26 protein-coding genes and 3 pseudogenes are annotated in these 24,610 nt (G+C 71.8%); 8 read left to right on the top strand and 21 right to left on the bottom strand.

Annotated elements, in window-relative coordinates:
* Positions 1 to 55: 55 nt before the first annotated feature.
* The 3 genes and pseudogenes from ACH4TP_RS23690 to ACH4TP_RS23680 form a co-directional block, all read right to left on the bottom strand.
* Positions 56 to 900, bottom strand: a pseudogene (locus ACH4TP_RS23690) (IS5 family transposase).
* 44 nt (positions 901 to 944) lie between these two features.
* A complete protein-coding gene (locus tag ACH4TP_RS23685) occupies positions 945 to 1,139 on the bottom strand; it encodes a hypothetical protein (RefSeq protein WP_398439046.1) in 195 nt (64 codons plus the stop codon).
* An 81-nt stretch (positions 1,140 to 1,220) separates the two neighbouring features.
* Positions 1,221 to 2,168 carry a nitrilase-related carbon-nitrogen hydrolase gene (locus ACH4TP_RS23680; RefSeq protein ID WP_398439045.1) on the bottom strand — a complete coding sequence of 316 codons (948 nt, stop codon included), beginning with the start codon at positions 2,166 to 2,168 and terminating at the stop codon, positions 1,221 to 1,223.
* 50 nt (positions 2,169 to 2,218) lie between these two features.
* On the opposite strand from ACH4TP_RS23680, the gene ACH4TP_RS23675 reads away from it, so the two are divergent.
* A complete protein-coding gene (locus tag ACH4TP_RS23675) occupies positions 2,219 to 3,166 on the top strand; it encodes a LysR family transcriptional regulator (RefSeq protein WP_398439044.1) in 948 nt (315 codons plus the stop codon).
* Positions 3,167 to 3,380: 214 nt separating this feature from the next.
* Here ACH4TP_RS23675 and ACH4TP_RS23670 read toward each other — a convergent pair whose 3' ends face one another.
* On the bottom strand, positions 3,381 to 3,995 hold the full coding sequence (locus ACH4TP_RS23670; protein ID WP_398439043.1) for a TIGR03086 family metal-binding protein: 615 nt from the start codon (positions 3,993 to 3,995) through the stop codon (positions 3,381 to 3,383).
* 53 nt (positions 3,996 to 4,048) lie between these two features.
* Between ACH4TP_RS23670 and ACH4TP_RS23665 the strand changes: the two genes are divergently transcribed.
* Together ACH4TP_RS23665 and ACH4TP_RS23660 are read left to right on the top strand one after the other, a co-directional pair.
* Entirely contained in the window at positions 4,049 to 5,020 is a 972-nt protein-coding gene (locus ACH4TP_RS23665; protein WP_398439042.1) for a helix-turn-helix transcriptional regulator, read from the top strand.
* Positions 4,986 to 5,393 (top strand): annotated as a pseudogene (locus tag ACH4TP_RS23660) (IS3 family transposase); the annotation flags it as partial. The gene ACH4TP_RS23665 and the pseudogene ACH4TP_RS23660, both read left to right, overlap by 35 nt.
* Positions 5,394 to 5,452: 59 nt before the next feature.
* Here the strand turns inward: ACH4TP_RS23660 and ACH4TP_RS23655 are convergent.
* The 7 genes and pseudogenes from ACH4TP_RS23655 to ACH4TP_RS23625 form a co-directional block, all read right to left on the bottom strand.
* Positions 5,453 to 6,799, bottom strand: a complete 1,347-nt coding sequence (locus ACH4TP_RS23655) for a PHB depolymerase family esterase (protein WP_398439041.1) — start codon at positions 6,797 to 6,799, stop codon at positions 5,453 to 5,455.
* Between the two features lie 717 nt (positions 6,800 to 7,516).
* Positions 7,517 to 8,233, bottom strand: a complete 717-nt coding sequence (locus tag ACH4TP_RS23650) for a flavodoxin family protein (protein ID WP_398184890.1) — start codon at positions 8,231 to 8,233, stop codon at positions 7,517 to 7,519.
* Positions 8,234 to 8,617: 384 nt separating this feature from the next.
* Entirely contained in the window at positions 8,618 to 8,962 is a 345-nt protein-coding gene (locus tag ACH4TP_RS23645) for a MazG nucleotide pyrophosphohydrolase domain-containing protein (protein ID WP_398439040.1), read from the bottom strand.
* Between the two features lie 150 nt (positions 8,963 to 9,112).
* On the bottom strand, positions 9,113 to 10,144 hold the full coding sequence (locus tag ACH4TP_RS23640) for an NUDIX hydrolase (RefSeq protein WP_398439039.1): 1,032 nt from the start codon (positions 10,142 to 10,144) through the stop codon (positions 9,113 to 9,115).
* A gap of 108 nt (positions 10,145 to 10,252) precedes the next feature.
* Complete coding sequence (locus ACH4TP_RS23635; protein WP_398439038.1) at positions 10,253 to 10,849, bottom strand: restriction endonuclease; 597 nt, start codon at positions 10,847 to 10,849, stop codon at positions 10,253 to 10,255.
* Positions 10,850 to 11,401: 552 nt separating this feature from the next.
* Positions 11,402 to 11,830 (bottom strand): ester cyclase, encoded by a 429-nt coding sequence (locus ACH4TP_RS23630; RefSeq protein WP_398184902.1) that lies wholly within the window; start codon positions 11,828 to 11,830, stop codon positions 11,402 to 11,404.
* 21 nt (positions 11,831 to 11,851) lie between these two features.
* A pseudogene (locus ACH4TP_RS23625) lies at positions 11,852 to 12,109 on the bottom strand (IS256 family transposase); the annotation flags it as partial.
* On the opposite strand from ACH4TP_RS23625, the gene ACH4TP_RS23620 reads away from it, so the two are divergent.
* Both ACH4TP_RS23620 and ACH4TP_RS23615 read left to right on the top strand, forming a co-directional pair.
* Complete coding sequence (locus ACH4TP_RS23620) at positions 12,095 to 12,289, top strand: hypothetical protein (protein ID WP_398439037.1); 195 nt, start codon at positions 12,095 to 12,097, stop codon at positions 12,287 to 12,289. The pseudogene ACH4TP_RS23625 and the gene ACH4TP_RS23620 sit on opposite strands and share 15 nt — an antisense overlap.
* Entirely contained in the window at positions 12,286 to 13,194 is a 909-nt protein-coding gene (locus ACH4TP_RS23615; protein WP_398439036.1) for a hypothetical protein, read from the top strand. The genes ACH4TP_RS23620 and ACH4TP_RS23615 overlap by 4 nt, the downstream gene beginning before the upstream one ends.
* Positions 13,195 to 13,529: 335 nt before the next feature.
* Here ACH4TP_RS23615 and ACH4TP_RS23610 read toward each other — a convergent pair whose 3' ends face one another.
* Positions 13,530 to 13,778 (bottom strand): DUF6296 family protein, encoded by a 249-nt coding sequence (locus ACH4TP_RS23610; protein ID WP_389235545.1) that lies wholly within the window; start codon positions 13,776 to 13,778, stop codon positions 13,530 to 13,532.
* A 10-nt stretch (positions 13,779 to 13,788) separates the two neighbouring features.
* Positions 13,789 to 14,610 (bottom strand): N-formylglutamate amidohydrolase, encoded by an 822-nt coding sequence (locus ACH4TP_RS23605; protein ID WP_398184908.1) that lies wholly within the window; start codon positions 14,608 to 14,610, stop codon positions 13,789 to 13,791.
* 208 nt (positions 14,611 to 14,818) lie between these two features.
* On the opposite strand from ACH4TP_RS23605, the gene ACH4TP_RS23600 reads away from it, so the two are divergent.
* The 3 genes from ACH4TP_RS23600 (at position 14,819) to ACH4TP_RS23590 (ending at position 18,087) form a co-directional block, all read left to right on the top strand.
* Complete coding sequence (locus tag ACH4TP_RS23600; RefSeq protein WP_398184911.1) at positions 14,819 to 15,394, top strand: HPP family protein; 576 nt, start codon at positions 14,819 to 14,821, stop codon at positions 15,392 to 15,394.
* Positions 15,395 to 15,617: 223 nt separating this feature from the next.
* On the top strand, positions 15,618 to 17,093 hold the full coding sequence (locus ACH4TP_RS23595) for a SulP family inorganic anion transporter (RefSeq protein WP_398439035.1): 1,476 nt from the start codon (positions 15,618 to 15,620) through the stop codon (positions 17,091 to 17,093).
* A gap of 124 nt (positions 17,094 to 17,217) precedes the next feature.
* Entirely contained in the window at positions 17,218 to 18,087 is an 870-nt protein-coding gene (locus tag ACH4TP_RS23590) for an RNA polymerase sigma factor SigF (protein WP_398439034.1), read from the top strand.
* A 12-nt stretch (positions 18,088 to 18,099) separates the two neighbouring features.
* Here ACH4TP_RS23590 and ehuA read toward each other — a convergent pair whose 3' ends face one another.
* The 8 genes from ehuA to ectA are packed head-to-tail and all read right to left on the bottom strand — an operon-like array spanning position 18,100 to position 24,436.
* The gene (gene ehuA, locus ACH4TP_RS23585) at positions 18,100 to 18,888 is read right to left on the bottom strand and encodes an ectoine/hydroxyectoine ABC transporter ATP-binding protein EhuA (RefSeq protein WP_398184920.1); all 789 of its coding nucleotides are present in this window, start codon (positions 18,886 to 18,888) and stop codon (positions 18,100 to 18,102) included.
* Complete coding sequence (gene ehuD / locus ACH4TP_RS23580; protein ID WP_398439033.1) at positions 18,878 to 19,513, bottom strand: ectoine/hydroxyectoine ABC transporter permease subunit EhuD; 636 nt, start codon at positions 19,511 to 19,513, stop codon at positions 18,878 to 18,880. The genes ehuA and ehuD overlap by 11 nt, the downstream gene beginning before the upstream one ends.
* Positions 19,513 to 20,292, bottom strand: a complete 780-nt coding sequence (gene ehuC, locus ACH4TP_RS23575; protein ID WP_398184923.1) for an ectoine/hydroxyectoine ABC transporter permease subunit EhuC — start codon at positions 20,290 to 20,292, stop codon at positions 19,513 to 19,515. Before ehuC ends, ehuD begins: the two co-directional genes overlap by 1 nt.
* A 12-nt stretch (positions 20,293 to 20,304) precedes the next feature.
* Complete coding sequence (ehuB, locus tag ACH4TP_RS23570; RefSeq protein WP_389235569.1) at positions 20,305 to 21,195, bottom strand: ectoine/hydroxyectoine ABC transporter substrate-binding protein EhuB; 891 nt, start codon at positions 21,193 to 21,195, stop codon at positions 20,305 to 20,307.
* Positions 21,192 to 22,088: an ectoine hydroxylase gene (thpD, locus tag ACH4TP_RS23565; RefSeq protein ID WP_389235572.1), complete on the bottom strand. Its 897-nt coding sequence runs from the start codon at positions 22,086 to 22,088 to the stop codon at positions 21,192 to 21,194. The genes ehuB and thpD overlap by 4 nt, the downstream gene beginning before the upstream one ends.
* Positions 22,089 to 22,135: 47 nt before the next feature.
* Positions 22,136 to 22,546 carry an ectoine synthase gene (locus ACH4TP_RS23560; protein ID WP_389235575.1) on the bottom strand — a complete coding sequence of 137 codons (411 nt, stop codon included), beginning with the start codon at positions 22,544 to 22,546 and terminating at the stop codon, positions 22,136 to 22,138.
* Between the two features lie 28 nt (positions 22,547 to 22,574).
* Positions 22,575 to 23,855 carry a diaminobutyrate--2-oxoglutarate transaminase gene (gene ectB / locus ACH4TP_RS23555; RefSeq protein ID WP_398439230.1) on the bottom strand — a complete coding sequence of 427 codons (1,281 nt, stop codon included), beginning with the start codon at positions 23,853 to 23,855 and terminating at the stop codon, positions 22,575 to 22,577.
* Between the two features lie 50 nt (positions 23,856 to 23,905).
* A complete protein-coding gene (gene ectA / locus ACH4TP_RS23550; protein WP_398184931.1) occupies positions 23,906 to 24,436 on the bottom strand; it encodes a diaminobutyrate acetyltransferase in 531 nt (176 codons plus the stop codon).
* Positions 24,437 to 24,610 lie beyond the last annotated feature (174 nt).

The following is a 24,610-nucleotide window of genomic DNA, read 5'->3' as shown; positions in this document are numbered from 1 at the left end:
TCGGGCCCGTGGACCAGGCCTTGTCCCTGGGCAGACCTGGGCCGCTTCGTTTGGATCACCGGGCGGACCAGCGGAAGACGCCCGCGATGTGAAGTCCGGCCAGGTAGATGGTCGCGGTCTTCTCGTAGCGGGTGGCGATGCCTCGCCACTGCTTCAAGCGGTTGATGCAGCGTCCGACGGTGTTGCGCTGCTTGTATGCCTCGCGGTCGAAGGCTGGTGGCCTGCCGCCTCGGCTTCCGCGCCGCAGGCGGTGGCCGCGTTGATCGGCCGGAACTGGGATCACAGCGCGGATCCCGCGCTTGCGCAGGTGCTCGCGGATCGCGCGGGAGGAGTACGCCTTGTCGGCCAGGACCACGTCCGGCCTGGTGCGGGGCCGTCCTCACCGTCGAGGAACGCGAAGGCGAGCCATGACGTGAGCGAAGGCGGGTGCGTCACCGGACTGTCCGGCGGCGAGCGCGAAGGCCAACGGCCGGCAGTCGGCATCGGAGGCCAGGTGGATCCTTGTGGTCAGTCCTCCGCGGGACCGGCCGATGGCGTGGTCTGCCGGTTCGCCTGCTGGAGCCCCTTTTTGCGGGCTCCGGCCGCATGCTGGTGCGCGCGTACGATGGTGGAGTCCACCGAGGCAGCCCAGTTGAGGTCTTCGTCGGCGTCGGCCTGCGCGACCAGAGCGGTGAGCACCCGCTCCCAGGTGCCGTCGATGGCCCACATCCGCAGCCGGTTGTAGACGCCTCGCCAGTTGCCGTGCTTCTCGGGGAGGTGGATTCACTGCGAGCCCGTCTGGAACTTCCATGCGATCGCGTCGATCACCTCTCGGTGGCCCCTCCACCTGCCACCCCGCCGCGGTGTCCGATCGGGGAGTAACGGCTCGGTTCGCGCCCACTGCACGTCAGCCAACGGCACGCACGAACAACGACCGGCGGGGCTGGTTGGAACGGCGCTGCTCTTCAGGCGGTCGGTCCGGTGCGGAGCCGCCGCACGTCCCGCGCGAGCGTGTACGAAGCGCCGAGGAAGATCACAATTCCAGCCACGAGCCAGAGGACCGACGCCCCGGAGCGGTACTCACGAACGGCAAAAACGAGCAGCATCACGCTGGCAAGGACGCCGAAGGCCGAGATCAGGGCGCTGATGCGGTTAGTCACACCGACATCATCAACGACGACCTCGGCCAGCGGAAGTGATCCAAACGAACCGGCCTGGGGCTTTCGCCCGGATATCACCGGTCAGCTGCGGGTGACGGTGTGACGGGCGGTTTCGTCGACGTGGAGGGTGAAGACGTCGGGGCGGGCGTAGTGGCCGGTGGTGTCGAGGTCGAAGCGGGCGCGGGCGAGGTCGTCGAGGTCGAGCTCGGCGGTCAGGATGCCCTCGCCGTCACGCAGCGGGCCGGCGAGGACCTCGCCGAGCGGGGAGACGATGACGGAGCCGCCGCCGATCAGCACGGTGTCGGGCGCGTCTCCCTGGACGGGGTGGAGGCCGTCCGGCAGGCCGTCGCGGCGCAGGTACTGGCAGGCGGAGAGGACGAAGCAGCGGCCCTCCAGGGCGATGTGGCGCATGGTGGCCTGCCAGGCGTCGCGGTCGTCGACGGTCGGCGCGCACCACAGGTCCACGCCCTTGGCGTACATCGCGGTGCGCAGGAGCGGCATGTAGTTCTCCCAGCAGATGGCCGCGCCGATGCGTCCGGCGCCGGTGTCGACGACGGGGAGCGTGGAGCCGTCGCCCTGGCCCCACAGGTAGCGCTCGGCGGCGGTGGGCATGAGCTTGCGGTGCAGGCCCAGGTAGCCGTCGGGGCCGAAGAAGAGCGCGACGCAGTACAGGGTGGAGCCCCGGCGCTCGACGGCGCCGATCACGGCGTGGACGCCGAGTTCCCGGGTGACGGCGGCGAGCGTCTCGGTCTCCGGGCCGGGGACCTCGATGGCGGCGGCGTGGTAGCGGCGGAAGAGGTCGCGGCCCGCGGGGCTGCGGCTGCCGACCGTGATGCCGAAGTCCAGCCCCTTGGGGTAGCCGCCGATGAACGCCTCGGGCAGGACGACGACCTCGGCGCCCCGGGCGGCGGCCTCGCGGACGAGTTCCTCGGCCCGGGCCACCGCGGCCGGGGTGTCGAAGAGCGGGGCGGCCGCCTGGACGACGGCGGCGGTCACGGTGCGGCGGGGCTCTGCGGCAGTCGTAGTCATGCCCCTCACGCTAGAAACCCCCTCACACATCCGGCAAACTAATCCTCCTGATGATCGACATCTATGAAACCGAATTCAGGAGGGTCGACCTCAACCTCCTGGTCGTCTTCGCCGCCCTGATGCGCGAGCGCAGTGTCACCCGGGCCGCCGCCGCGCTGCACCTGAGCCAGGGCGCCACCAGCGCGGCCCTCGGGCGCCTGCGCGGGCTCTTCGACGACGAGCTGTTCACCCGCACCCGTACCGGTGTCGAGCCCACGCCACGCGCCGTCGAACTGGCCCGCTGCATCGAGCCGGCCCTCGGCCTGATCCACGGGGCCGTGACCGACCGGGACCGCTTCGACCCGGCGACCGCCCGGCGCACCTTCACCCTGGGCATGTCCGACGACCTGGAGGCGATGCTGCTGCCCCGCCTGCTGGACGCCACGGCCGGCCTGCCGGGCATCCGTCTCGCCGTACGGCAGGCCAGCCGCGGCACCGTCGCCGACATGCTCGACCGCGGCGAGATCGACCTCGGCGTGGCCGCCGCCCCCGCACACGGCCCCGACCACCGCAGCCAGGACCTGTTCCCCTCCGGTTACACCTGCCTGTTCAACCCCCGCCTCCTGCCGCTCCGGACCCCGCTCACCCTCGACGACTACCTCGCCCACCCCCACCTGCTGATCTCCTACGACGGCCGACGCGGCATCGTCGACGACATCCTGGAAGCACGCGGCCTCACCCGTCGCGTGGTCGCCTCCACCACCCACTTCGCCGGAGCGGCCCTCCAGGTCGCCACCCTGCCCGTCCTCGCCACCGTCCCCGCCCACGCGGCCACCGTCTACGCCGACCTGCTCGATCTCACCGAGACCCCGCCCCCCGTCCCGATGCCCGCGTACACCGTCAGCGCCACCTGGCACGGCAGTGTCAGCGACGACCCCGCCCACGCGTGGCTCCGCGGGCTCGTCGGCGCGCTGGCTCGAGGCGATGCACCGGACGATCGGAGTGGGGAACCCATCTGAACTCACCCCAGTGAGAACTGAGTTCGGACGGATCCACGCCCCCGAGCAGTGCTGGCGGTCGTGATGTCGGAGGAGGAGCCCTCGGGCGCGATCGCGCCGCCGGGTTCGACGTCGCCGCCGGGCGTCGGGTCGTGGTGCCCTCCTGCCCGGACGTGAGGACGTGAAGGAAGGACGACCCCCGCCATGGGGCCGCCCTCCCTGTTCCGGATGCTGATTACGGCTTGCGCCCGCACCACGCCACGAGGCGGTCGATGGCCGGCGCGTCCGCGTCGACGTCCACCGCGGCCCCGAACGGCGCACCGTCACGCGGCCCGTTGGGCAGCCCGCGCCTCATGGCGGCGTACGAAATCGCCACGAGTTCGGGGTCCCAGTCCGGGAGCTGTCCGGTCGCGGTGGCCATGTCCCAGGTGTGCACGGTGAATTCCGAGGTCCAGACGGCCGCGGCGGCAGCACCCGGAAGGCTGCCGAACGGCAGTGTCAGTATCCGGCCCAGGATCGCGGGATCCGCCCACGCCGCCTCGACCTCACGCACCGCGGCGTCCCAGGCCTCTTGCCATTCGGTGTCCGCGAGGTCGTCGACGACCGTGGGGAGGCTCGTCACGTCGCCACCGCGCCCGGCGAGGGCGATCCGGCGCAGCACGGCCACGAGGTGCCCGGCCAGCCGCCGGACGGTGAACTCGGTGCAGGGCGTGGGCCCGTCGAACTGCTCGGGCCGGACGGCGGCGACGGTATGTCCGGCCAGCGCGATCGCCTTCAGAAGACCCTGGCGAGGGTCGGCGGTGGCCTCAGGGGTGACAGCGGCCCGCGGGGTGTTCTCCATCTGTGTCATGACTTCATCCTGGAAGCCGAATAGGTCATCTCCTGGCCTATTTCCTGAAAAGAATGGCTGCTGTGAGAGCCGATCGCCTGGTGGCAACCCTGCTGTTCCTCCAATCACGCACCCGTGTGACCGTGGCCGAGGTCGCCGCCGAACTCGAAGTGTCGCCACGGACCGCACGCCGTGACCTGGAGGCCCTGTCCACCGCGGGCATCCCCGTCTACTCGCAGCGTGGCCGCGGCGGGGGCTGGTCGCTGGTCGGCGGCGCCCGTACGGACCTCACCGGGCTGACCGCCGAGGAGATCCGGGCACTGTTCCTGCTCGCGGGCCCTTCGTCCACCACGCCCGAACTCCGCACGGCGTTGCGCAAGTTAGTGCGCGCGCTGCCCGCACCCCTGCGTGCGGGCGCCGAGGCCGCGTCGCGGGCCGGCCTTACCGACGGCACGAACTGGTCGCGCGCCGACGTCACGGCCACCGGGCCGCACCTCGACGCGCTCCGGCGGGCCGTGGTGGACGGGATCCAGGTGCGGCTCGGGTACGCCGGGCCCGGCAAGCCCGTCGGCGTGCGAACCGTCCATCCGCTCGGGCTCGTGGCCAAGGCCGGTCACGACTACCTCGTCGCCGAGACGGAGCGGGGCTTGCGAACCTTCCGGCTCAGCCGGGTCGCCTCGGTCCAGGCAACCGGCGAGCCCGTCGTACGGCCGCCCGGCTTCGACCTCCCCACGGTCTGGCGTTCGTTCGCCGCGCGCTTGGAGCAGCGGCTGTACGCGGCGACGGTTCGGGCCCGGGCCGAGCCGGGTGCCCTGGCGGTCCTGGAGCGGATGTTCGACGGGCGCCTGCACGTCGGTCCGACGCTCCCCGACGGGTGGACGGAGATACGGGTCGACGGGCCGACGCCGGAGGTCGTCGCGACCCAGCTGGCCGGGCTGGGGGCACGCATCGAGGTGCTGGATCCGCCGGAGGCAAGGGAGCGGCTCGCACGTCTGGCGGTTGAACTGGCCGGTGCGTACGGGCCGCCGGACCCTTTCGGGCCTTGACCCCGGTTTTTGGACACCGGTGAGACTCGGATCTCGATGGTCCAGCGGCCCGGCATTTCGCGACGGAGACGCGCTGGTGAACCGCTGCCCGTTCGTCGAAGATCACCAGCGCCGGTCCGGCGTGAAGCGGCTCCGCGTCATTCTCGGCCTCTCCCGCTCCGGCTTCCGCTACCGGCGCCCCACCGCGGCCGCGCGGACGGTCCGCCAGGCTGCCGAGTCAGAGCTCGCTGATCGGATACGCGAGGTCCACCAGGACTCCGACGGCACCTGCAAAGCCCCCAGGGTCACCGTCGAGCCCCGCGACGAGGGGACACGGATCAACCGCAAGCGTGTCGCCAGGACCACGCGGACCGTCGGGCTCGAGGGCGTGCGTCCGCGCCGCCGGCCCGCAAGAGCGCTTCACCCGAGTGCCCCTGCGGGCCGGCCGCTGTTTCACCCCATCGTCCACTGCTGGTTCGTGCCGCCGCTGCAGGACCACAGCTGGACGGGCGTGCCGTCGGTGGTTCCCAGGCCGGCCACGTCCAGGCAGAGCCCCGACTGCACCCCGGTGACGGTGCCGTTCGGGTTGAACTTCCACTGCTGGTTGGGCTGGCCGTTGCAGGACCAGACGATCACCTTGGTGCCATCGGTGGTCCCCTTGGCGCTGGCGTCCAGGCAGAGCGTGCCGCCACCGACGTTCACGGTCAGCTGGTTCGACGCCGTACGCGTCCAGGTCTGGTTCGCGCCGCCGCTGCAGGCGTAGATCTGCTGCTGCGCGCCCGACGTCGTGTTCGCGTCGGTCAGGCATTTACCTGCGGCCACCGCCCGCAGCGCGCCCGTCGTGCCACCGGAGGAGCCTGCGTCCAGTCCCATGAAGTGGACCGCGTCGGCGGCCATCCCCGTGCCCTGGACCGGCAGTTGGTGTCCCGCACCGGCGATGCTGTACGCCTCGACCTGGGGCGTGCCGACGCTGTTGTCGTACCGGGTCCGGGTCCAGTCGGTCGCGGGGGTGTCGGTGGCCGACGGCGTCTGACTCACGCCGAGGACGTCGGTCCACTGCTTGATCTCTTCGCCGAGGTTGTTGTGGCTCAGGATGGTGTCGGCGGTCCCGTGCCACAGCTGCACACGCGGCCGCGGGCCGGTGTAGCCGGGGTATCCGGTGTTCCGCACCAGGCCGCCCCACTGCTGCGGCGTCATGGACACCCGGCCTTGGGCGCAGGCCGAGTTCCAGCCGCGCACCGAGCCGGTGGCGAAGCAGTGGTAGGGCACCCCCATGAACGCCGCGCCCGCTTTGAAGACGTCGGGGTAGTCGGCGAGCATCACGTTCGTCATCATGCCGCCCGAGGACTGCCCGGTCACGTACACGGCGTTGGGATTGCCGCCGTAGCGCTGCTGCGCGTAGGTGATCATCGACATGAGCCCGACCGGGTCGCTGCCACCGTTGCGGGTCAGCGCCTGGTCCGAGGAGACGTCCCAGCAGCTTCCGCTCGGGCTCGTCGAGGGGTAGATGACGAGGAACCCGTACTTGTCGGCCTGGGAGGCGAAGTCGGTGCTCGAGTACATGTAGGGGCCCGTCCCCTGACAGCCGTGCAGTGCGAGCAGAATCGGCGGGTTGGGCTTGACGTTGTCCGGTACGTACAGGTGCATCAGCAGACCGGTCGGGTTCGTGCCGAAGTTCGTGATCTGGACCAGCGACGCGGCAGCGGCCCGTGGGGCCGCCTGCAGGTGCAGGCCGAGCGCGAGGCCGAGCACGGTGATGATGCCGAGCAGCCGGGACGCGAGCGGGCGGGATCGGGACATGGAACCTCTCCGTCGGGATTGCCAAGAGCGTGAGGAGGTTCCGGCGCCACCACGGAGACAACACCACCGATACTCGTGCCGGTCCACCGCTTCCGTCAACAACCGTGCCACGACCTCGCGGTGGCCGTTCGGGGCCCGCTCCGCCCACCTGCGGATACGCCGACGACCGGCCCGGGAGCCCGCGATACGCGGTGAACGCCGCACCTGGGCCGGCCGCCGAGAGCGGAGGACGCGCCCCGGTCACCGCTCCGGGGCGGCCCGTGCGCGGAGTATTGACAACGCGCTTCGCCTGATGGAGATTTCACCGGGGCAGCCTTGGAGGGGCTTCCCCAAGGAAGATGTTAGCGCTCACATTCTCTGTGAGGGGTCCGGCGCCCACCCATTCCCCTCGGTTGTCTCCCGTCCCGTGTGCTCAGCCCGGCGGGAACGGTCCGATGGAGCATGCGCTCGCGCGACCGCCAGGACGAGGCTCGGCCCTCCGACCGGCCTGCAGGCATCCCCACCCAAGGAGAGCGATCCGTACGGACACCAGCCGCCACAGTGCGCGCCGACCGGCCGCGTCGCCGGGGAACTCGGTGCACGGTACGGGAGCTGTTCGGCGCGGCCCCGAGGCAGGGCGTCAGGTGGAGGCCGCTGTCGTCGCGGGCGCTGTCGCGCGATGGGCCTGGTCGATCCGGGGCTGACTTCCACCGGACCTCCGACCGTTCCGGTCCGCACTCAACGGTGTTCGGGGTTCTCGAAGTCGAAGCGGCAGCCGGCGTCCCACTCGGAGCGCTGGTTGCCGTGGGCCGGGATGCCGCCGGCGTCCTTGAGCATCCGTGCCAGGTGGAGCTGGTTCCAGGTCATGAAGGTGGTGTTGCGGTTGGTGAAGTCGTTCTCCGGACCGCCCGAGCCGGGGTCGAGATAGGACGGTCCGGGGCCCGCCGGGCCGACCCAGCCCGCGTCCGCCTGCGGCGGGATCACGTAGCCCAGGTGCTGGAGGCTGTACAGGACGTTCATCGCGCAGTGCTTGGCGCCGTCCTCGTTGCCGGTGATCAGACAGCCGCCCACGCGACCGTAGTAGGCGTACTGGCCGCGCTCGTTGAGGATCGACGAGCAGGCGTACAGACGCTCGATCACCTTCTTCATGACCGAGGAGTTGTCTCCCAGCCACACAGGCCCCGCCAGGGTCAGGATGTCGGCGGCCATCACCTGGGAGTAGATGACCGGCCACTCGTCCGTCTCCCACCCGTGCTCCGTCATGTCCGGCCACACACCGGTCGCGATGTCGATGTCCACCGCCCTGAGCACCTCGACCCGCACGCCCTGGCGCTCCATGATCCCGGTGCTGATGTCGATCAACCCCTGTGTGTGGCTCCGCTCCGGCGACCGCTTGAGCGTGCAGTTGATCACCAGGGCGCGAAGATCCGTGTAGGAAGTGCCGGAGTCGGTCATCGATGTGTCCCCTTGCGGACGAGCTGGGCGGTCAGCCGGTCAAGCACACCCGGCTGCCGACGTCGACAACGCCCCGCTTGGTCCGGCCGAAGATCCGGTCCACTGTCTCGCCCCGCCGGCTGGAAGGACCGGTCGCCGCGCCATCGACCGCGGAGTCGGCCGCCCGATCACCCGCATGGCCCCGCACCGATGACATGTGTCCCCGACCCGGATCGGCGGAACACGGTCGTGTGGCGGCGTCGGCCCGTGAGCGACTGTCCGTCGCCGTGGGCGAGCGTGTGGACACCGGCGTGGTGGGCGGCACGTGCCGCACCGGGTCGGGCGGCTTTCTCGGGCATGGCGGTCTACCTGTCGCCGCGGTGGATGCCACCAGGCGCCTGATGCTCATGCGCCAGGGGTATCACCCTGAGACAGCCGTGCATTGATCCTTTTGTCGAGTTCCGTCATGGTGCGGTGAAAGGCGCGTTCGAGGTCCACGTGGTAGCGGTGGGCCAGGACGAGTACCGACCACAGGCAGTCGGCGAGCTCGTGTTCCAGCGCAGGCCGACCGCCCGGGTGCTCTCGCGCACCCTCCTCCGCCATGACGAGTTTGGCCAGGTCGCCGACGTCGCCCATGAAGCCGAGCACGAATTCGGTGCGTGTCCAGACTCGACCGCGCTCACGACGGTTCAGCTCGTCGTAGAGGTCATGGATGCGGATCGCCTGCCGCTTCAGTTCGTCGAAGTCCACGGAGTCCGTCCCTTCGGGGTGAGTGTGCCGAGGAGCGTTGCCCGTTTGCCGGTCCCTGCGTGACCAGGAGTCCTGGAGGCCGGCTCGTCGTGCCGAAACGAGCGGGAGGAATGTGATGACAGGGAAGGAGCTCCGGACCAGGTTGCGGGTTCAGGCCGAGAAGTACCGGCTCAGGACCTGCTGCAGGTAGTCCGCGCCCGAGCCGAGGCGGGCGGCCTGTTCGGCCGAGGGCACGAACGCGACCTTGTCGAGCTCGGGTACGTCTCCCCGCTTCGTCTCCCGCACGGTGAGATCCGCATGCCGACGGCGCACGAGTGCGCTGGGCACGGGCGGGGCGAGGAAGTGGAAGCCGAGGCTGCCGAACCGCGTTCCACGGGTGAGGCCCCACAGCCGTAGCTCCTCGACGGCGATGTCCACGCCGAGCTCTTCGGCCAGTTCGCGGGCGGCATCCCGACGGAGTGACGCCATGTCCAGGGGGACGCCGGCCGCAGGGGGTTCCGCCGAGCCGCCGGGGAGGCTCCAGTGGCCCGGTGCCGCTGTGGTGGGGGAGCCACGTCCGACCGCGAGTCCGGCCTCCGTCGGCAACAGGACGGTGACGAAGACAGACCCGGGGACTTCTTCGGCCGGCCGCAGTTTCCGCAGGGCTCGATGCCGGTACGTCATCCTTGCCCATCGCACCACCGACGGGCCGGGCCCGGACAGGTCGATGCCCAGACTCGCGACGAGCGGGCCGTCGAAGGCGGTGGGGTTGTGGGCCTTTGCCTCCTCCCAGAGACGGTCGACCGCGCCTCGCTCCTGTGGTGACAGGGCCGGTGGAGGGTGCTCGACGAAGTCGATCCGTTGTGCGTCGAGGAACTCGACAGGGAGGTGCCCGGGTTGCATCGGAGGTCCTTCCCGCCCGTCGGGGGAGGCGTTGAGGCGGACGGAGGAGTAGCCCTGGTCGGCGAGCCACCGCAGGGTTGCGGTCGCGACGGAGTGGATCTCGCCGTGGAACGGAGAGTCGCCGGTGGGACTGGGGAAGCGAGGGGCGTAGGTGCCGACCGCGCGGGAGGCGAGACCGGCACCGTCGGGCGCGTCGACGACGAAGGCGGCCAAGCCGGGGCCTTCGAGGAAGTCGGCGGAATCCGCCTCGCACGCCGTGACCCATTCACCGTCCGGTGTGGGCCGCGCGGTGTCGAGCATGACGCGGCGCAGCCGGGTGAGCCCGACTGCGTCATGGCGGTCGGCACGGCGCTCGTCACCAGTACGGCGTACAGCAGGAACTTCAGAAACGGGTCGAGGGAGCCGTCTTCATCGAACACCGTCCGTCCTCCCCTCGGGAGCGGTCCGTTCGAACGGCGCGGCGAACCGGGGCCGGAGTGCGCCAGGGAGCCGTCGGCGGGTGGGGGCGGGGAGGTGCAGGATCTGGTGGAGCGGGACACCCCGCTCGGCCCATGAGCGCAGCCGTTCACGGTCGGTCCAGCCCACGGCGTGCCGCTCTCCCCACTCCCTGGCGTCGCGGGTGAAGCCGCCGTTCGTCACGACCGTCGCCGCATCTGCCCGGTGGACGGGGCCTGCTGTCCCCTTCACCTGGTACATCACCTGGGAGCCGACCTTCGCGGCGACCTTGGTGTGCTTGGCCTGGACGACGAGCCGCCCGTACGCCGGGTGGTCGGCGATGACGTCGGCGGCCTGATCGCCCTGCTGCCCGACCTGCCGGGCCGACCAGCCGTCCCGGATCAGCAGGTCCCGCAGCGCGAACTCGAACTGCCGGTCGTCCATCGCGTCCAGCTCAGCCAGGCTGAACCGCAGGACCGACAAACGCCGTGCTCGCGCCGCGTGCTCGCGGGCGGCCGCCACAGCCCGCCGGACGCCGGCCGCGAATCCCAGGAGGGCGAGCACGGTCACGAGGGGTGCTACACGTGCCCCGAGCCCGGGGTGAGCGTGCACGACCTTGCCGTATGGGCTCTGACCCGGTGTTTTCTTGGGACCTTCTAGGGTGGGGGAGCTCTGCCGGACGCTCTCGGAGGGGGGCACCGCAAGCTGTGCCGAGATCACCCTCACCGCCGACGGCGCGGGTGTTGTGGTCGGGCGCGCCGACCACACCGACGGCCCTCCGTTGGAGACCCGGTTGACTGTGCTCTGTGGCGGGACACCGCCCGCGGACCGACACTCGCTGTTCGACGGTCACGTCGGCGTGGGATCGGCCGTCGTCAACGCCTTGTCGAGCCGCCTGATCGCAGAGGTACGGCGCGACGGCGCCCACCGGGTGCTGGAGTACGAGCAAGGCGTATCTGTACGACCCCGACTTCACTCCCCACTCACCTCGGCGCGGGCCTGACGGCGGTCGTGTCGGTGAAGCGCGATCGGCCCGAGTTCGAGGGGGCGACCCGCCACTGGCCACACGGCGTGGCAGATCTCCAACGAGTGATCGTCAATGCCTGTGGATCGGGTCTGAAGTCAGTGCTCGGTAGCGGCTTGCTCCAGCTGCGCGGTGATTCCCTGCCGGTCGATCTGGATCCAGTACTCGGCGATCAGGCCGTCCTCAACGCGATAGACCGCACTGGTCATCGCTGTGAGCTGCGCACCGGTCGGCGGGTAGTGGTCGACCGGTCCGACATGTCGTCCGATCTGGGTCCAGCGGGCATAGACGCGATTGCCTTCGGCGATGAGCTCGTCCACGGTCAGCGTGAAGGCGCCGTACGCGTCGAGCATCTCCTGGACGTGCTCGGCGTACTGCTGCGGTGTTCGCTCCACGACCACTGGCGCCTCCGAGACGACCTGGTGGGCTCGGACCCGGCCGGCCATGAAGCGACTGGCCCGGTCAGGGTGCAGCCCTGATCGCACCTGCAGAAGAAACTCGCGGACTGTGTCCTTGGCGTTGGTCATCGGCAAAGTCTGGCATTCCCTTCATGCCGCGTGAGCCTCGGGGCGTTCGGCGAGGTGGCCGCGTTCGAGGCGGGCTCCGGCGCGGACCAGGGAGACGAGGTGGGGTGCGCTCACGGCCCGCCACCGCTGCTGGGCGGACTCGACGAGTCCGAAGGCCATGGCCAGGGCGGCGGTGCGGGAGCCGGCGCCTCGGGTGACCCTGGTCCGCAGCCGGACGGTGGAGAAGGTCGCCCTGATGGGATTCGTGGCCCGCAGGTGGATCCAGTGCTCGGCGCGGAGGAGGAACTCGGCCATGGACCGGAGATCGTCGGCGGCGCCGGAAGGACGTTTCGGCTGGCCCAGGACATAGGCGACATCGCCATCAGCGCCGCACCGCAGCTGACCAGGAACCCGCGTTTCAACAACGGCCCAGGCATCGTCGAGAAAGCCCTGGCCATCTGCAACGGGACGTATCCGTGACGTACAACCTCCTCACCGTCGGCGCCGTCAGCCCCGAGACCATGGGGGTCGTGCTTGCCGGAAGCCTCGGTGTCGCGGTCGGTGATGTGGAGGTGGCCGATCCGGACGGCGACCCCGGCCTCCGGAACTGGGATGCGCCCGTCTCGTGCGAACACCGTGCGGTCCACGGTGACGTCGCGTGGTCGCTGGACATCTACGTCCAGGGCGAAGCGATTGGTCAGCCGCTCGAGTCCGAGCTCGCCGCGGCGTTCGCGAAGGCGGCCGCGACGACAGTCCTGTATCCCGCGACCGAAGCGCTCCCGAGCGCTTATCGGGCAGTGGCGCCGGACGGCCTTCTCACGCGTGCCCGGCTCGAACTCTCCGACGACGAGCCCCCTCTCTACGAGGTCACCGCCGTCGAGGCGCCGGTGCCGCAGCTGCCCCGGGCGATCGTGACGAGGTTCGCCGAGATCGTGCGGGAACAGAAGCCGGACACTCCTGTGGCCGAGGCCTTCGCGGCATCGGTGGAGCAGGTGCGGCAAGCAGCCTCGGGCCTGGCACGGCTTGCCCGGGACGGCGACACGGGCAGCCCCAGCTGGTCCGCCAAGGGCAACCTGGTCGTATGGGAGCGAGTCATCAGGCGGCTGGAATCCGGGTGGGCGCCATCAAGGTGGTATCCGGCCGACCTCTACCGGGAACGGCTGGAAGCCCGCGACGAGCTCGCCGGCATCGGTGCCCGGCTGCCTCGCGAGGTCACCGAGCTGCTCGGCAGAGCTCTGGAGGAACTGGACAGCCGGTTTGCCGCCGCAACAGCCGAGGACTCGCCGGGAAGCCTTCGCAAGGAGCTGACAGGCGCGTCTGAGCAGACCTCGGCCGGCTGGTGGTGGCGTCGCCGCCCGGATCCCCCACCGTGGGAACGGACCTGACCTCGTCCAGACCGGGCTGATCCTGCCTTACGGCAAGGGCGCAGGCCCGGTGCGCGACGGGAATCGCGTCCCGGGCCTGCCCCCGCGGAGGCCGGCAGCGTCTGTTCCTCGGTGACCCCGAAGCAGTCGTTGGGGGTGAAGCAGTGCGCCTCGGCGATGTCGGGAAAGTCGTTCTAGAACCACGCGTAGTCCGCTCCGGTCTTCGTCACGCCGCCCGTCCCCGCCCCTGTGTCCGACAACGGAGGAGGTCCGGCCGCCAGAACGCCCAGCCCGCACCCGGCCCGCGCACCCGATGCGCCCGGGCCGCTCCGGAGCGACCGAACGCACGAGGGTCCTCAGTCCGGGGAGCCGTCGGTATCGGGGAGTGGGCGGGCCAGGACGTTTCGGTCGTGTTCCTGGTGGCCGCCGGAGGCGAGCATGCGGACTTCGGAGCGGTCGCTGATCTCGGCGCGGATGATGCCGGTGGCGTCGGTGTACACGGGATGGCCTCCGGAACCCGTGAGCTGGGTGCGTTCCACGATCACGACGTCCTGGGCCGAGCCTGTGCTGTCGGAGAACACCAGCTCGTAGCGGAGTGGGTTCATCTCCCCGATTTTACGCCGATCGGGCGGGTTCACCTGCTGGGGCCACCGCGTCGACCAGGGCGGCCAGGGCCGTCCCGAGGGCCTCGGCACCGGGGCCTGCCGGGCCGCCGGGCTCGCTCATGTACAGGTCGCGGCGGATCTCCACCATCAGGGCGCTCACCCGGGGATCCCGGCCGTAGAACTCCAGTGGCACGTAGGTCCCGGCGAAGGGGCTGTCCGTCCCGACGCCGCCGAAGCCGCCGAAGGCCTCCCGCGCCGCGTCGAGCAGTGCGGGAGGCGTGTGGAAGGGGTCCGTGCCGAGGCAGACCGGCGGGCGAGGGCCGTCGCCGTGCAGTTCGTACGGCAGTGGTGCGGTCGGGTACGAGTGGACGTCGATGATCACCACGCGTCCCGCGACGGCGAGCCGCTCGGCCACGGCCGCCGTCATGGCCCCGGCGTACGGGGTGAAGTACCGGTCGATCAGCGGCTCCGGGTCGAAGCCGGCCGGCCGTAGCGCCGCGCGGTGGGTGGTCCGGGTGTACACCGCGCCCATTCCGACGGACAGCATCTCCTCGCGCTCGTCGGGGAAGCGCTCCGGGTCGACGACGAGCCGCGAGAGCCCGTTGACGAACCGCCAGGGCGCCGAGCCGGCCGTCGCGGCGGCCACGGCGGCGATCTTGTCGGTGTGGGCGTCCGTGATGTGGTCCAGCTCGCGGGAGAGTTCCCCGTCGTCGAGCAGGATGCCCGCGCGCACGTCCGGAGGCACCTCGCGCGAGGAGTGCGGCACGTGGAGGAGGACGGGGGAGCCCGGGGCCCCGGGGAGGAGGCGGAAGGAGGGCGTGGTGTCGGTCATGGGGCGATCCTGCCTCCGACCCCGCCCCCGCCGTGGCGAAACCGCTGGTTACAGTGGTGGGAGGTCGCGCCGCCGGACCAGGGCCAGGCGTGAGACCGGGCCGACTGTCGACCACAGGGACCCGTACGACCGCTCCTTCCCGTCAGCCCGTCAGCCCGTCAGCCCGTCAGCCCGTCAGCCCGTCCCTGTCCCGGAAACCGCGCATCCCATGAGCATCGACGCCGCACCGCGTCCCGACACCGCCTCCGAACCGGCCTCCGGCGCTCCCGCGCCCCGGGCGCCGCGCCTGCCGTGGACCGCCGGGCGCGCCCCGGCCCGGCCCGCGCCCGCCGCCGCCTTCCACAGCGTCAGCGCCGCGACCGCCGCCCTCCTCGGGCTCGTCGGCATCGGCGCCCTCATCCACGAACCGGTGCTCATACCCCCGCTGGCCGCCAGCGCCGCGCTCGTGCACTGCGCCCCCGCACTGCCCCTGGCCCAGCCGCGGAACGTCGTCCTCGGCCACCTCGTCGCCGCCGCCGCCGGATACGCCGTGGCGGCCGTCGCCCCCCACGGCAGCGCCTGGGCGGCCGCCGTCGCCGCCGGGATCGCCCTGGCGGTGAACACCCTGACCCGCACCCCGCATGCGCCGGCCTGCGCGACCGCCGTCGTCATCGTGCTCCAGGCCCCCGCGCCCGGCCGGTTCGTCCCCCTGCTGTTCGGGGCCTCGGTGCTGCTCGTGCTCACCGCGTTCGCCGCCTCCCGCACCCGCCGCGCGGCCCCGAGGTACCCCGCCTACTGGTGGTGAGCCACGGCTCCCCGCCCCCCCCTGCGCCCCCGGCGTGGCGACCTTACGCCCTCCGCTCGACCGCGTGTGCGGGCGCCTGCGGCCCGGTGCGCCCCGGTGGCACGCACCTCCGGGCGCCGTCCTCCGGGGGGAACGCGTCACGTTCAGGAGGGTTCCGGTCGGAAACCACCGGTGGGCGCCGAGTCGTCCGAAACGGTCCCGGCGAAGGCGTAAGACCCCTTGCATGGCTTCCTCCTTTCCGTACCTGCGGCAGGACTTCGCCGCCTCCCTCGTCGTCTTCCTCGTCGCGCTGCCGCTCTGCATAGGCGTGGCCGTCGCCTCCGGCGTCCCCGCCGAGCTCGGTCTCGTCACCGGCATCGTCGGCGGTCTCGTCACCGGCCTCATGCGGGGCAGCAGCATCCAGGTCTCCGGCCCCGCCGCCGGCCTCACCGTCCTCGTCCTCGACGCCGTCCGGACCCTGGGCCCGGCCGGGCTCGGCGTCGCCGTGCTCCTCGCGGGTCTGCTCCAGGTCGCCATGGGCCTGCTGCGCTGGGGCCGCTGGTTCCGGGCCATCTCCCTCTCCGTCGTCGAGGGGATGCTCGCCGGGATCGGCCTCGTCATCGTGGCCGGCCAGCTCTACGCCGCGGCCGGACTCGGCGCCCCCGCCTCCGGCCCGGCCAGGCTCCTCGGACTGCCCGCCGCCCTCGGACGCGCGGTGACCGCCGAGGAGACGCTCCTCCCGCTCGCCGTGGCCGCCGCCACGGTCCTCCTGATCGCCGGCTGGCGGCACCTGCCCCGCCGGGTGCGGGCCGTGCCCGGCGCGCTCGTCGCCGTCCTCCTCGCGGCGCTCGTGACCGCCCTGTTCGACCTGCCGGTGGCGACCGTACGGGTCAGCGGGGTGCTGGACGCGGTGCGGCTGCCGGGAGCGGACGGCCTCTCAGCCCTGACCGACCTGGCCCTGATCGGCACCGTCCTCGCCTTCGCGCTGATCGCCTCCGCCGAGTCCCTGTTCAGCGCGGCGGCCGTGGACCGGCTGCACGACGGCCCGCCCACCGACTACGACAAGGAGCTGCTGGCCCAGGGGTTCGGCAACACGCTCTGCGGACTGCTGGGGGCGCTGCCCATGACCGCCGTGATCGTCCGCAGCTCGGCCAACGTCCAGGCGGGCGGCAGGACCAGGGCCTCCCGGGTGCTCCACGGGCTGTGGCTGCTGCTCTTCGCCGCCCTGCTGCCCGGCACCCTGGAGTACGTGCCGCTCGCGGTGCTCGCCGGCATCCTCGTCCACGCGGGCTGGAAGCTGATCCCCTTCCGGGGCCTCGTCGCCCTGTGGCGGGGCCACCGCGGCGAGGCGCTCGTCCTGATGGTGACGGCCCTGGCGATCGTCACCGCGGGCATGCTCGAAGGCGTCCTGACTGGACTCGCCGTCTCGGTCGCCAAAGCGGCCTGGGACGCCTCGCACCTCCGCGTCGACCACACCGACGAGGGCGAGGGGCCGGTGCGCGTCGGCCTGTCGGGCACGGTGACCTTCCTGCGGCTGCCGAAGATCCTCGACACCCTCGAATCCCTGCCGCGTGACCGCCCGGTCGTGCTGGACCTCTCGGGGCTCCACCACCTCGACCACGCCTGCCGGGCGGCGCTCGACTCCTGGGCCGACCGCCACCGCACGGCCGGCGGCCCCGCCTCCGTACACCTCCACGGGCCGCCGGAGCGGCGGGCCTGAGGGGCCGGACCACCGCGGTACGGCTCGATGGCCGACCCCCGTCGCGAGGAGTGCCTCCGCGCGACGGGGGTACGCGAACCGGGACCGTCGAACGGACAGAGAGCAGCAGGAGGAGGTCGTCCCCGTGCGGATCGAGGTGGCCGAGGCGACGGAGACGTACGTGACGAGCGGTGAGGGGGAGGGCCTGCCCGACATCGAGGCCCCCCGCGAGGTCGCGCCCCGGGACGCGCGCGCCCTGTCGCGGGTGTTCCTCCGGGAACTCGCGGTGCGGGAGGAGGGCACGGCGGGGCACCAGTACGTCCGGAACACCCTGATCGAGATGAACATGACGCTCGTGCGGTACGCGGCCGGCCGCTTCCGAGGGCGGCCCGAGGAGATGGAGGACATCGTCCAGGTCGGCATGATCGGCCTCATCAAGGCGATCGACCGCTTCGACCTGTCCCGCGAGGTGGAGTTCACCACCTTCGCGTTGCCGTACATCACGGGCGAGATCAAGCGGTTCTTCCGCGACACCTCCTGGGCGGTCCACGTCCCGCGCCGGCTCCAGGAGGCGCGCGTGGAACTGGCGAAGGCGACCGACGAGCTGAGCTCGCGGCTGGGCCGCGCGCCCCGGGTCGCGGAACTGGCGCCCGTCATGGACCTGTCCGAGGAGCAGGTGGTCGAGGCCCAACTGGCCGCGAACGGCTACCACTCGACGTCCCTGGACGCCGCGATCGGCGGCGACGACGAGAACGACGACGCGGCCCTGGCCGACCTCATCGGCGAGGAGGACCCGGCGCTCGCGCTCGTCGAGGACTTCCACGACCTCGCCCCGCTCGTGGTGGCCCTCGGCGAGCGCGACCGGCTGCTGCTGCACCTGCGCTTCGTCGAGGAGCTGACCCAGAGCCAGATAGGCGAGCGCCTCGGCGTGTCCCAGATGCACGTCTCGCGACTCCTGGCCCGCAGCCTGAACCGGCTGCGGGAGGGAATGGTCGAGACGGGGGCCGGTGCCTGACCGGCCCTGTTCTCAGCGGACCGCTCCCAGGAACGCCCGCGTGCGTTCGTGCGCGGGCGACTCCAGGAGCTCGTCGGCCGGGCCCGACTCCACGATCCGGCCCCGGTCGAACATCAGGATCCGGTCGGAGACGTCCCGCGCGAAGCCCATCTCGTGCGTCACGCACAGCAGGGTGATGTCGGTGGAGCGCGCGATGTCCCGCAGGACGTCCAGGACCTCCGCCACCAGCTCCGGGTCGAGCGCGGACGTCACCTCGTCGAGGAGCAGGATCCCGGGCCGCATCGCGAGGGCGCGGGCGATGGCCACGCGTTGCTGCTGGCCGCCGGAGAGGCGGGTCGGCCGCGCGTCGGCCCGGTCGCCGAGCCCGACCAGGTCGAGCAGGTCCCGCGCCCTGCGGTCCGCGTCCTCCCGGCTCTCGCCGAGCACGTGGACGGGCGCCTCGACGATGTTCTCCAGGACGCTCATGTGCGGGAAGAGGTTGAACTGCTGGAAGACCATGCCGATCCGCCGCCGGTGCGCCGCGAGATGCCGCTCGTTCGCCGGCACCAGCTTCCCGTCCGCGCCTTTCGGCATGTGGGAGAAGGGCCGGCCGTCGACGTGGATGACGCCGTCGGTGACCCGTTCGAGCGTCATGAGCAGCCGCAGGATGGTCGTCTTCCCCGAGCCGCTGGGCCCGATCAGCGTCACGCGCTCCCCGCGCCCGACCTCCAGGTCGAGGCCGTCGAGCACGGTGCGGTCTCCGTACCGCTTGGTGACCCGCTCGAAGCGGACCGCGGGGTCCTCCCGGTCCTCATGCGGCAAGGCGTGCCTCCAGTCGTCGTACGAGCACGGACGTCGGCCAGCTCGCGAGCAGGAACACCGCGGCGGCCAGGGTGAAGCTCTCCAGATAGGCGAAGTGGGTACTGCCGAAGGCGTTCGCCTCGTGGACCATCTCGTGCACGGTGATCACCGAGAGCAGGGGCGTCTCCTTGAACATGGACACCGCGTAGTTGCCGAGCGGCGGCAGCACGTTCCGCACGGCCTGCGGCAGCACCACCGCCCGCCACACCCGCCGGCGCGGCAGCGAAAGCGCCGTGCACGCCTCCCACTGCCCCTTCGGCACGGCGTCGATGCCCGTCCGGTACACCTCCGAGAGGTACGTGGAGTAGTGCGTGCCCAGCACCAGGACGCCGAGCACCGGCGCGTCGAGCGCGGGCACCAGGACCCAGGCCGCGAACAGCTGCACCAGGAGCGGCGTCGTACGGACGAACGCGGCCGCCCCGCGCACCGGAAGCGCCAGCCATCCGGGGCCCGCCCGCTGGACGAGGGCGAGGACGAGTCCGAGGGCCATGGCGACGGCGAACGCCGGCACGGTGGCCAGGACGGTGACGCCGAACCCCTCCAGTACGGCGGGCAGCGCGGCCCGGGCCGCCTCCCCGTCCCACATCAGGCACCGCCTTCCTGCCCGAGCCGGGCCTTCGCCGCCCGCTCCAGGGCGTTCATGAGGAGGCTCAGCACGACGGCCATGCCGAAGTAGAGCCCGAGGAGCAGCAGGTACGAGGCGGCCGTCGCGCCCGTCGCCGAGCGCAGCTGGTCGATCTGGAAGGTGAGGTCGGGGACCGTGACCAGGGAGAGCAGCGGCGTCGCCTTCAGGAGCTGCACGAGCAGGTTCTTGAACGGCGCGACCATCAGGGCGTGCGCCTGCGGCAGGACGACCCGCCGCAGCCGCAGCCCCGCCCCCATGCCGAGCGCGATCGCCGCCTCGGTCTGGGCCCGGGGGACCGCCGCCACCGCGCCCCGCACGACCTCGGCGCCGTACGCCCCGTAGTTGAGGCCGAGCGCGAGCACCGCGCAGGCGAGCGGTTCGAGCCGGAAGCCGACCATCGGCAGCGCGAAGAACAGCCAGAACAGCTGCACGTACAGCGAGGTCCCCCGGAAGAACTCCACGACGAGGCGCGCACCGCCCCGCACCGGCAGCCGCGCCGACCGGGAGAGCAGCCCGAGGACGTACGCGAGGACCAGGGCGAGCGCGGCACCGAGCACCGTGGCCTCCACCGTGACGAGGAGCCCCTCGGCCAGCCGGGGAAGCGCGCGCCGCAGCTCGGGCAGGAACCCGGTCGCGAGGGGCAGAGAGCCGGTCGCGAGGGGCAGCGAGTCACCCCCGACGGGCAGCGGGCCGGCCGCGGCGGACAGGGCGCCGGCCCCGACCGACAGGGCGTCAGCCATTCCCGCCGCCCCTCACCCTGCGCACAGGTCGGCGGTCCGCAGGGAACGGGGCGGCACTTCGCGGGTGGTGAAGCCGTACTTCCCGACGAGCCCGACGAACCGCTCGGGGGAGCCGGTGATCTTCAGGAGCTCGCGGTCGAAGGCGTCCCGCAGCCCGCCCGCCCCGGGCCGGAACACGGCCCCGCCCGCGCCGAGCCGCCGTACCCCGCCGACCACCGGGACGAACGCCCCGCCCACCTCCACCGGTGCGCCCGCGTTCGTCCGGGCGAGCCAGCGCAGGGAGATGGCGGTCAGCGCGAAGGCGTCGATCCGGCCGGCGAGGAGGGCGTCGAGCCCGTCCTGCTGCTTGGCGAGCGTCTTCACCGACCCGTCCGGAACGCCCGCCGCCTTGGCGAACGACGCCTCCACCGCGGCGGTGAGCACCCCGACGGTGGCGCCCTTCGCCGCGCAGGACCCCAGATCGCTCAGCCCCTTCGGGTTGCCCTTGGGGAACATCAGGGCGGTGGGGGAGACGAACTCCGGCTCGGAGAAGATCACCTTGGCGCAGCGCTCCGGCGTGATCGACATGCCCGCGCTGACGACGTCGAAGCGGCCGGCGAGCAGCCCGGGGATCAGCGCGCCGAACTCCGTGAGCGTCGGGCGCAGTTCGCGCACGCCGAGGGCCGTGAATATCTCGCGGTGCAGCGTCGGGGCCTCGCCGGCGAGTTCGCCGCCGTCCTGGAAGCCGTACGGCGCCTCACCGGCGAAGCCCACCCGCACGAAGCCCTGCTCCCGCAGGCGCGCGAGGAGCTTCCCGTCGTCCCCGGGCGCTCCCGTCCCCGCCTGGGTGCGGGTGCACGCGGTCAGGGCGAGACCGCCGAGGAGCGAGGCTCCGGTGAGGAAGCCGCGGCGGCCGAGCGTCATGAGCGCTCCCCGGGGCGCGCGGCGATGAAGGAGGGGCGGCGGACCGGGGCGGCGAAGGGGGCCTCGGGCGCGTTCTCGACGCTGTTGAAGACGAGGAACACATTGCTCCGGGGGTACGGGGTGATGTTGTCGCCCGAACCGTGCAGGGCGTTGCAGTCGAACCAGGTGGCCGATCCCGCCGGACCAGTGAAGTGCCGGATGCCGCAGGCGTCGGCGAAGGTGGTGAGCGCCTCGGGGGAGGGGGTCCCGGCGTCCTGCATCCGCAGCGACTGCTTGTAGTTGTCCTCGGGCGTCTCGCCCGCGCAGCCCAGGAAGGTGCGGTGCGAGCCCGGCATGATCATCAGGCTGCCGTTGGTGGTGTGGTTCGGGGTGAGCGCGATCGAGACCGAGACGGTCCGCATCCGGGGCAGGCCGTCCTCGGCATGCCAGGTCTCGAAGTCGGAGTGCCAGTAGAAGCCGCTGGCGCCGAAGCCGGGTTTGACGTTGACCCGCGACTGGTGGACGTAGACCTCGGAGCCGAGGATCTGGCGGGCCCGCCCGACGATCCGCGGGTCCTCGGCGAGCCGGCGGAAGACCTCGCTGATCCGGTGCACCTCGAAGACGGAGCGGATCTCCCGGGAGCGGGGTTCGACGACGGCCCGCTCGTCCGCCCGTACGGCGGGGTCGGCGACGAGCCGGTCCAGCTCGGCGCGGAGCTCGTCGACCTCGTCCGGGGTGACGATCTCGTCCACCGTGACGAAGCCGTCGCGGTCGTACTCCTCCAGTTCCCGGGCCCAGAAGGGGCCCGGCGTGCCGGGCTCGGACCACACGACGGGGTCCTTGCGGCCGATGAGCTCCTCCCGGGAGCCGCGGGTGGGGTAGAGGTCGACGGGACGGGTGGGTGCGGAGGCCATGGGGCGGGGTGCCTTCCTTTCGCGTACGGAATCGGGCGGGGACGTCGTCAGGCCTGACCGGGCTCGGGTTCGGTGAGGAGCGGGTAGACGCCGTTCTCGTCGTGGTCCTCGCGCCCGGTGACGGGCGGGTTGAAGACGCACAGGCAGCGGAAGTCCCTCTTGACCTTGAGGGTGTGGCGCTCGTGCCCGTCGAGGAGGTACATCGTTCCGGGCAGGATCGTGTACGTACGGCCCGTCTCGTGGTCGGTGAGCTCGGCCTCTCCGGCGGTGCAGACGACGGCCTCGACGTGGTGGGCGTACCACATGGAGGTCTCGGTGCCGGCGTACAGCACCGTCTCGTGGAGGGAGAAGCCGACCCGCTCGCGGGCGAGGACGATGCGCCTGCTCTCCCAGGTCCCGGACGCGGACCGGACGTGCCGCTCGGTGTTCTCCAGCTCGTCGAAGGTACGGACGATCATGGGTGGTGGCCTTTCCGTGGCGGGGTGATCAGGCGGCGGGACGGCCGGCGGTGTGGCGGACGGAGCGGGCCAGGACGCCGAGGCCCTCGTCGAGTTCGTCGTCCGTCGCGGTCAGCGGGGGCAGCAGTTTGACCACCTCGCCGCGCGGCCCGGAGGTCTCCAGGAGGAGGCCGGTCTCGAAGGCCCGCCGGCACACGGCCTCGGCCCGCTCCCCGTCGGCGAACTCCAGGCCCCATACGAGCCCGCGGCCGCGCACGGCCAGTCCGGTCCGTTCGTCGTCGCCGCACAGGTCGAGCAGGGCGCTCCGTATCCGGTCGGCCCGGCCGAGGGTGCGCTCGCGCAGGGCGCCGTCGCGCCAGTAGGCGTCGAGGGCGGCCGTGGCGGTGACGAAGGCGGGGTTGTTGCCGCGGAAGGTGCCGTTGTGCTCGCCGGGCTCCCACAGGTCGAGCTCCGGCCGGAAGAGGCAGAGGGACATGGGCAGGCCGTAGCCGCTGATGGACTTGGACAGGGTGACGATGTCGGGGGTGACGCCCGCCTCCTCGAAGGAGAAGAACTCGCCGGTGCGCCCGCAGCCCATCTGGATGTCGTCGACGATGAGGAGCATCTCGTGCCGGCGGCAGAGCTCCGCCAGCGCGCGCAGCCATTCGGCGCGTGCGACGTTGACGCCGCCCTCGCCCTGGACGGTCTCGACGATCACGGCCGCCGGGTGGTCGAGGCCGGAGCCGGCGTCGTCCAGGAGCCGCTCGAACCAGAGGAAGTCGGTGACCTGCCCGTCGAGGTAGTCGTCGAAGGGCATCCGGGCGGCGTGGTGCAGCGGGACGCCCGCTCCGGCGCGCTTGGCGGCGTTGCCGGTGACGGCGAGCGAGCCGAGGGACATGCCGTGGAAGGCGTTGGTGAAGGAGACGACCGTCTGGCGTCCCGTGACCTTGCGGGCGAGTTTGAGGGCGGCCTCCACCGCGTTGGTGCCCGTGGGGCCGGGGAACATCACCTTGTAGGGCAGGGCGCGGGGCTCCAGGACGGTGGCGCGGAAGGTCTCCAGGAAGGCGCGTTTGGCGGTCGTCGACATGTCGAGGCCGTGGGTGACGCCGTCGTCGGCGAGGTAGTCGAGGAGGGCGCGCTTGAGCACCGGGTTGTTGTGGCCGTAGTTGAGCGAGCCCGCCCCGGCGAAGAAGTCGAGGTACGGACGGCCGTCCTCGTCGTACAGCCGGCTCCCGACGGCGCGCTCGAAGACGACGGGCCAGGCGCGGCAGTAGCTGCGGACCTCCGATTCGAGGGTCTCGAAGACGGAGGGGGCGGCGATGTCGGTCAGGGTCACGGGGTCTCTGTCTCCAGGAGGTGGGGGAACGGTGGGCGGCCGGCTCAGGACGCCGCGGGGGCGAAGGGGCCGATGCGGTACAGCACTTCGGCGTCGTGCCCCGCGGAGGGGAAGGAGGCGGACGGGAAGAGGACCTCGCGGGTCAGGTCGGCGTCGTGCCTGCGGGCGAAGGACCGGAAGAGCCGGTCGGACGCCAGGTTCCCCGGAGTGACGGTCGCCTCCACCCGGTCGAGTCCGTGCTCGGCCGCCACCCGGGCGGACAGAGCGTCGAGCAGGGTCCCGGCTACCCCGGTCCCGCGGTGCGAACCCTCCACGGCGACCTGCCAGACGAAGAGCGTTCCGGGCGCGTCGGGCCGCAGGTATCCGGTGACGAAGCCCACCGGCCGTCCGGAGGCGTCACGGGCGACGGCGGTCGTGCCGGCGAAGTCACGGCACCACAGCAGATAGCTGTACGGCGAGTTGAGGTCGAGTTCGCCCGAGCCGCGGGCGATCCGCCAGAGTGCGGCGCCGTCCGCGATCTCGGCCGGGCCGACGGAGACGCCGCCGACCAGGGATGTCAGGGGGGCAGTGGTCATGGGCGCCGAAGCTACCGAGCGGACCGTGGAACTTCCTGGGGCGAAGGCCTTGTTCGGGATGGTGCGGATGTGATAGGTGCGCCGATGCTGCCCGTGCCGGGAATCTCCTCCCACGCGCACGGCAAACATGGATAAATCGGCACAGAATGCCCGTTTGTAACGGGTGGATAACGC

The organism is Streptomyces sp. NPDC021012, assembly GCF_044333355.1.
GTDB lineage: Bacteria > Actinomycetota > Actinomycetes > Streptomycetales > Streptomycetaceae > Streptomyces.
The sequence above is the reverse complement of the archived record's forward strand: the minus strand, read 5'-3'. Positions and strand labels throughout refer to the sequence as shown.

What these genes read in the sequence shown, in the direction of transcription:
- ACH4TP_RS23680 (WP_398439045.1), bottom strand. Translation starts at nt 2,168, where the DNA reads ATGACTACGACTGCCGCAGAGCCCCGCCGCACCGTGACCGCCGCCGTC.
- ACH4TP_RS23675 (WP_398439044.1), top strand. Translation starts at nt 2,219, where the DNA reads ATGATCGACATCTATGAAACCGAATTCAGGAGGGTCGACCTCAACCTC.
- ACH4TP_RS23670 (WP_398439043.1), bottom strand. Translation starts at nt 3,995, where the DNA reads ATGACACAGATGGAGAACACCCCGCGGGCCGCTGTCACCCCTGAGGCC.
- ACH4TP_RS23665 (WP_398439042.1), top strand. Translation starts at nt 4,049, where the DNA reads ATGGCTGCTGTGAGAGCCGATCGCCTGGTGGCAACCCTGCTGTTCCTC.
- ACH4TP_RS23655 (WP_398439041.1), bottom strand. Translation starts at nt 6,799, where the DNA reads ATGTCCCGATCCCGCCCGCTCGCGTCCCGGCTGCTCGGCATCATCACC.
- ACH4TP_RS23650 (WP_398184890.1), bottom strand. Translation starts at nt 8,233, where the DNA reads ATGACCGACTCCGGCACTTCCTACACGGATCTTCGCGCCCTGGTGATC.
- ACH4TP_RS23640 (WP_398439039.1), bottom strand. Translation starts at nt 10,144, where the DNA reads ATGCTCGACACCGCGCGGCCCACACCGGACGGTGAATGGGTCACGGCG.
- ACH4TP_RS23630 (WP_398184902.1), bottom strand. Translation starts at nt 11,830, where the DNA reads ATGACCAACGCCAAGGACACAGTCCGCGAGTTTCTTCTGCAGGTGCGA.
- ACH4TP_RS23610 (WP_389235545.1), bottom strand. Translation starts at nt 13,778, where the DNA reads ATGAACCCACTCCGCTACGAGCTGGTGTTCTCCGACAGCACAGGCTCG.
- ACH4TP_RS23605 (WP_398184908.1), bottom strand. Translation starts at nt 14,610, where the DNA reads ATGACCGACACCACGCCCTCCTTCCGCCTCCTCCCCGGGGCCCCGGGC.
- ACH4TP_RS23600 (WP_398184911.1), top strand. Translation starts at nt 14,819, where the DNA reads ATGAGCATCGACGCCGCACCGCGTCCCGACACCGCCTCCGAACCGGCC.
- ACH4TP_RS23595 (WP_398439035.1), top strand. Translation starts at nt 15,618, where the DNA reads ATGGCTTCCTCCTTTCCGTACCTGCGGCAGGACTTCGCCGCCTCCCTC.
- ehuD (WP_398439033.1), bottom strand. Translation starts at nt 19,513, where the DNA reads ATGTGGGACGGGGAGGCGGCCCGGGCCGCGCTGCCCGCCGTACTGGAG.
- ehuC (WP_398184923.1), bottom strand. Translation starts at nt 20,292, where the DNA reads ATGGCTGACGCCCTGTCGGTCGGGGCCGGCGCCCTGTCCGCCGCGGCC.
- ehuB (WP_389235569.1), bottom strand. Translation starts at nt 21,195, where the DNA reads ATGACGCTCGGCCGCCGCGGCTTCCTCACCGGAGCCTCGCTCCTCGGC.
- thpD (WP_389235572.1), bottom strand. Translation starts at nt 22,088, where the DNA reads ATGGCCTCCGCACCCACCCGTCCCGTCGACCTCTACCCCACCCGCGGC.
- ACH4TP_RS23560 (WP_389235575.1), bottom strand. Translation starts at nt 22,546, where the DNA reads ATGATCGTCCGTACCTTCGACGAGCTGGAGAACACCGAGCGGCACGTC.
- ectA (WP_398184931.1), bottom strand. Translation starts at nt 24,436, where the DNA reads ATGACCACTGCCCCCCTGACATCCCTGGTCGGCGGCGTCTCCGTCGGC.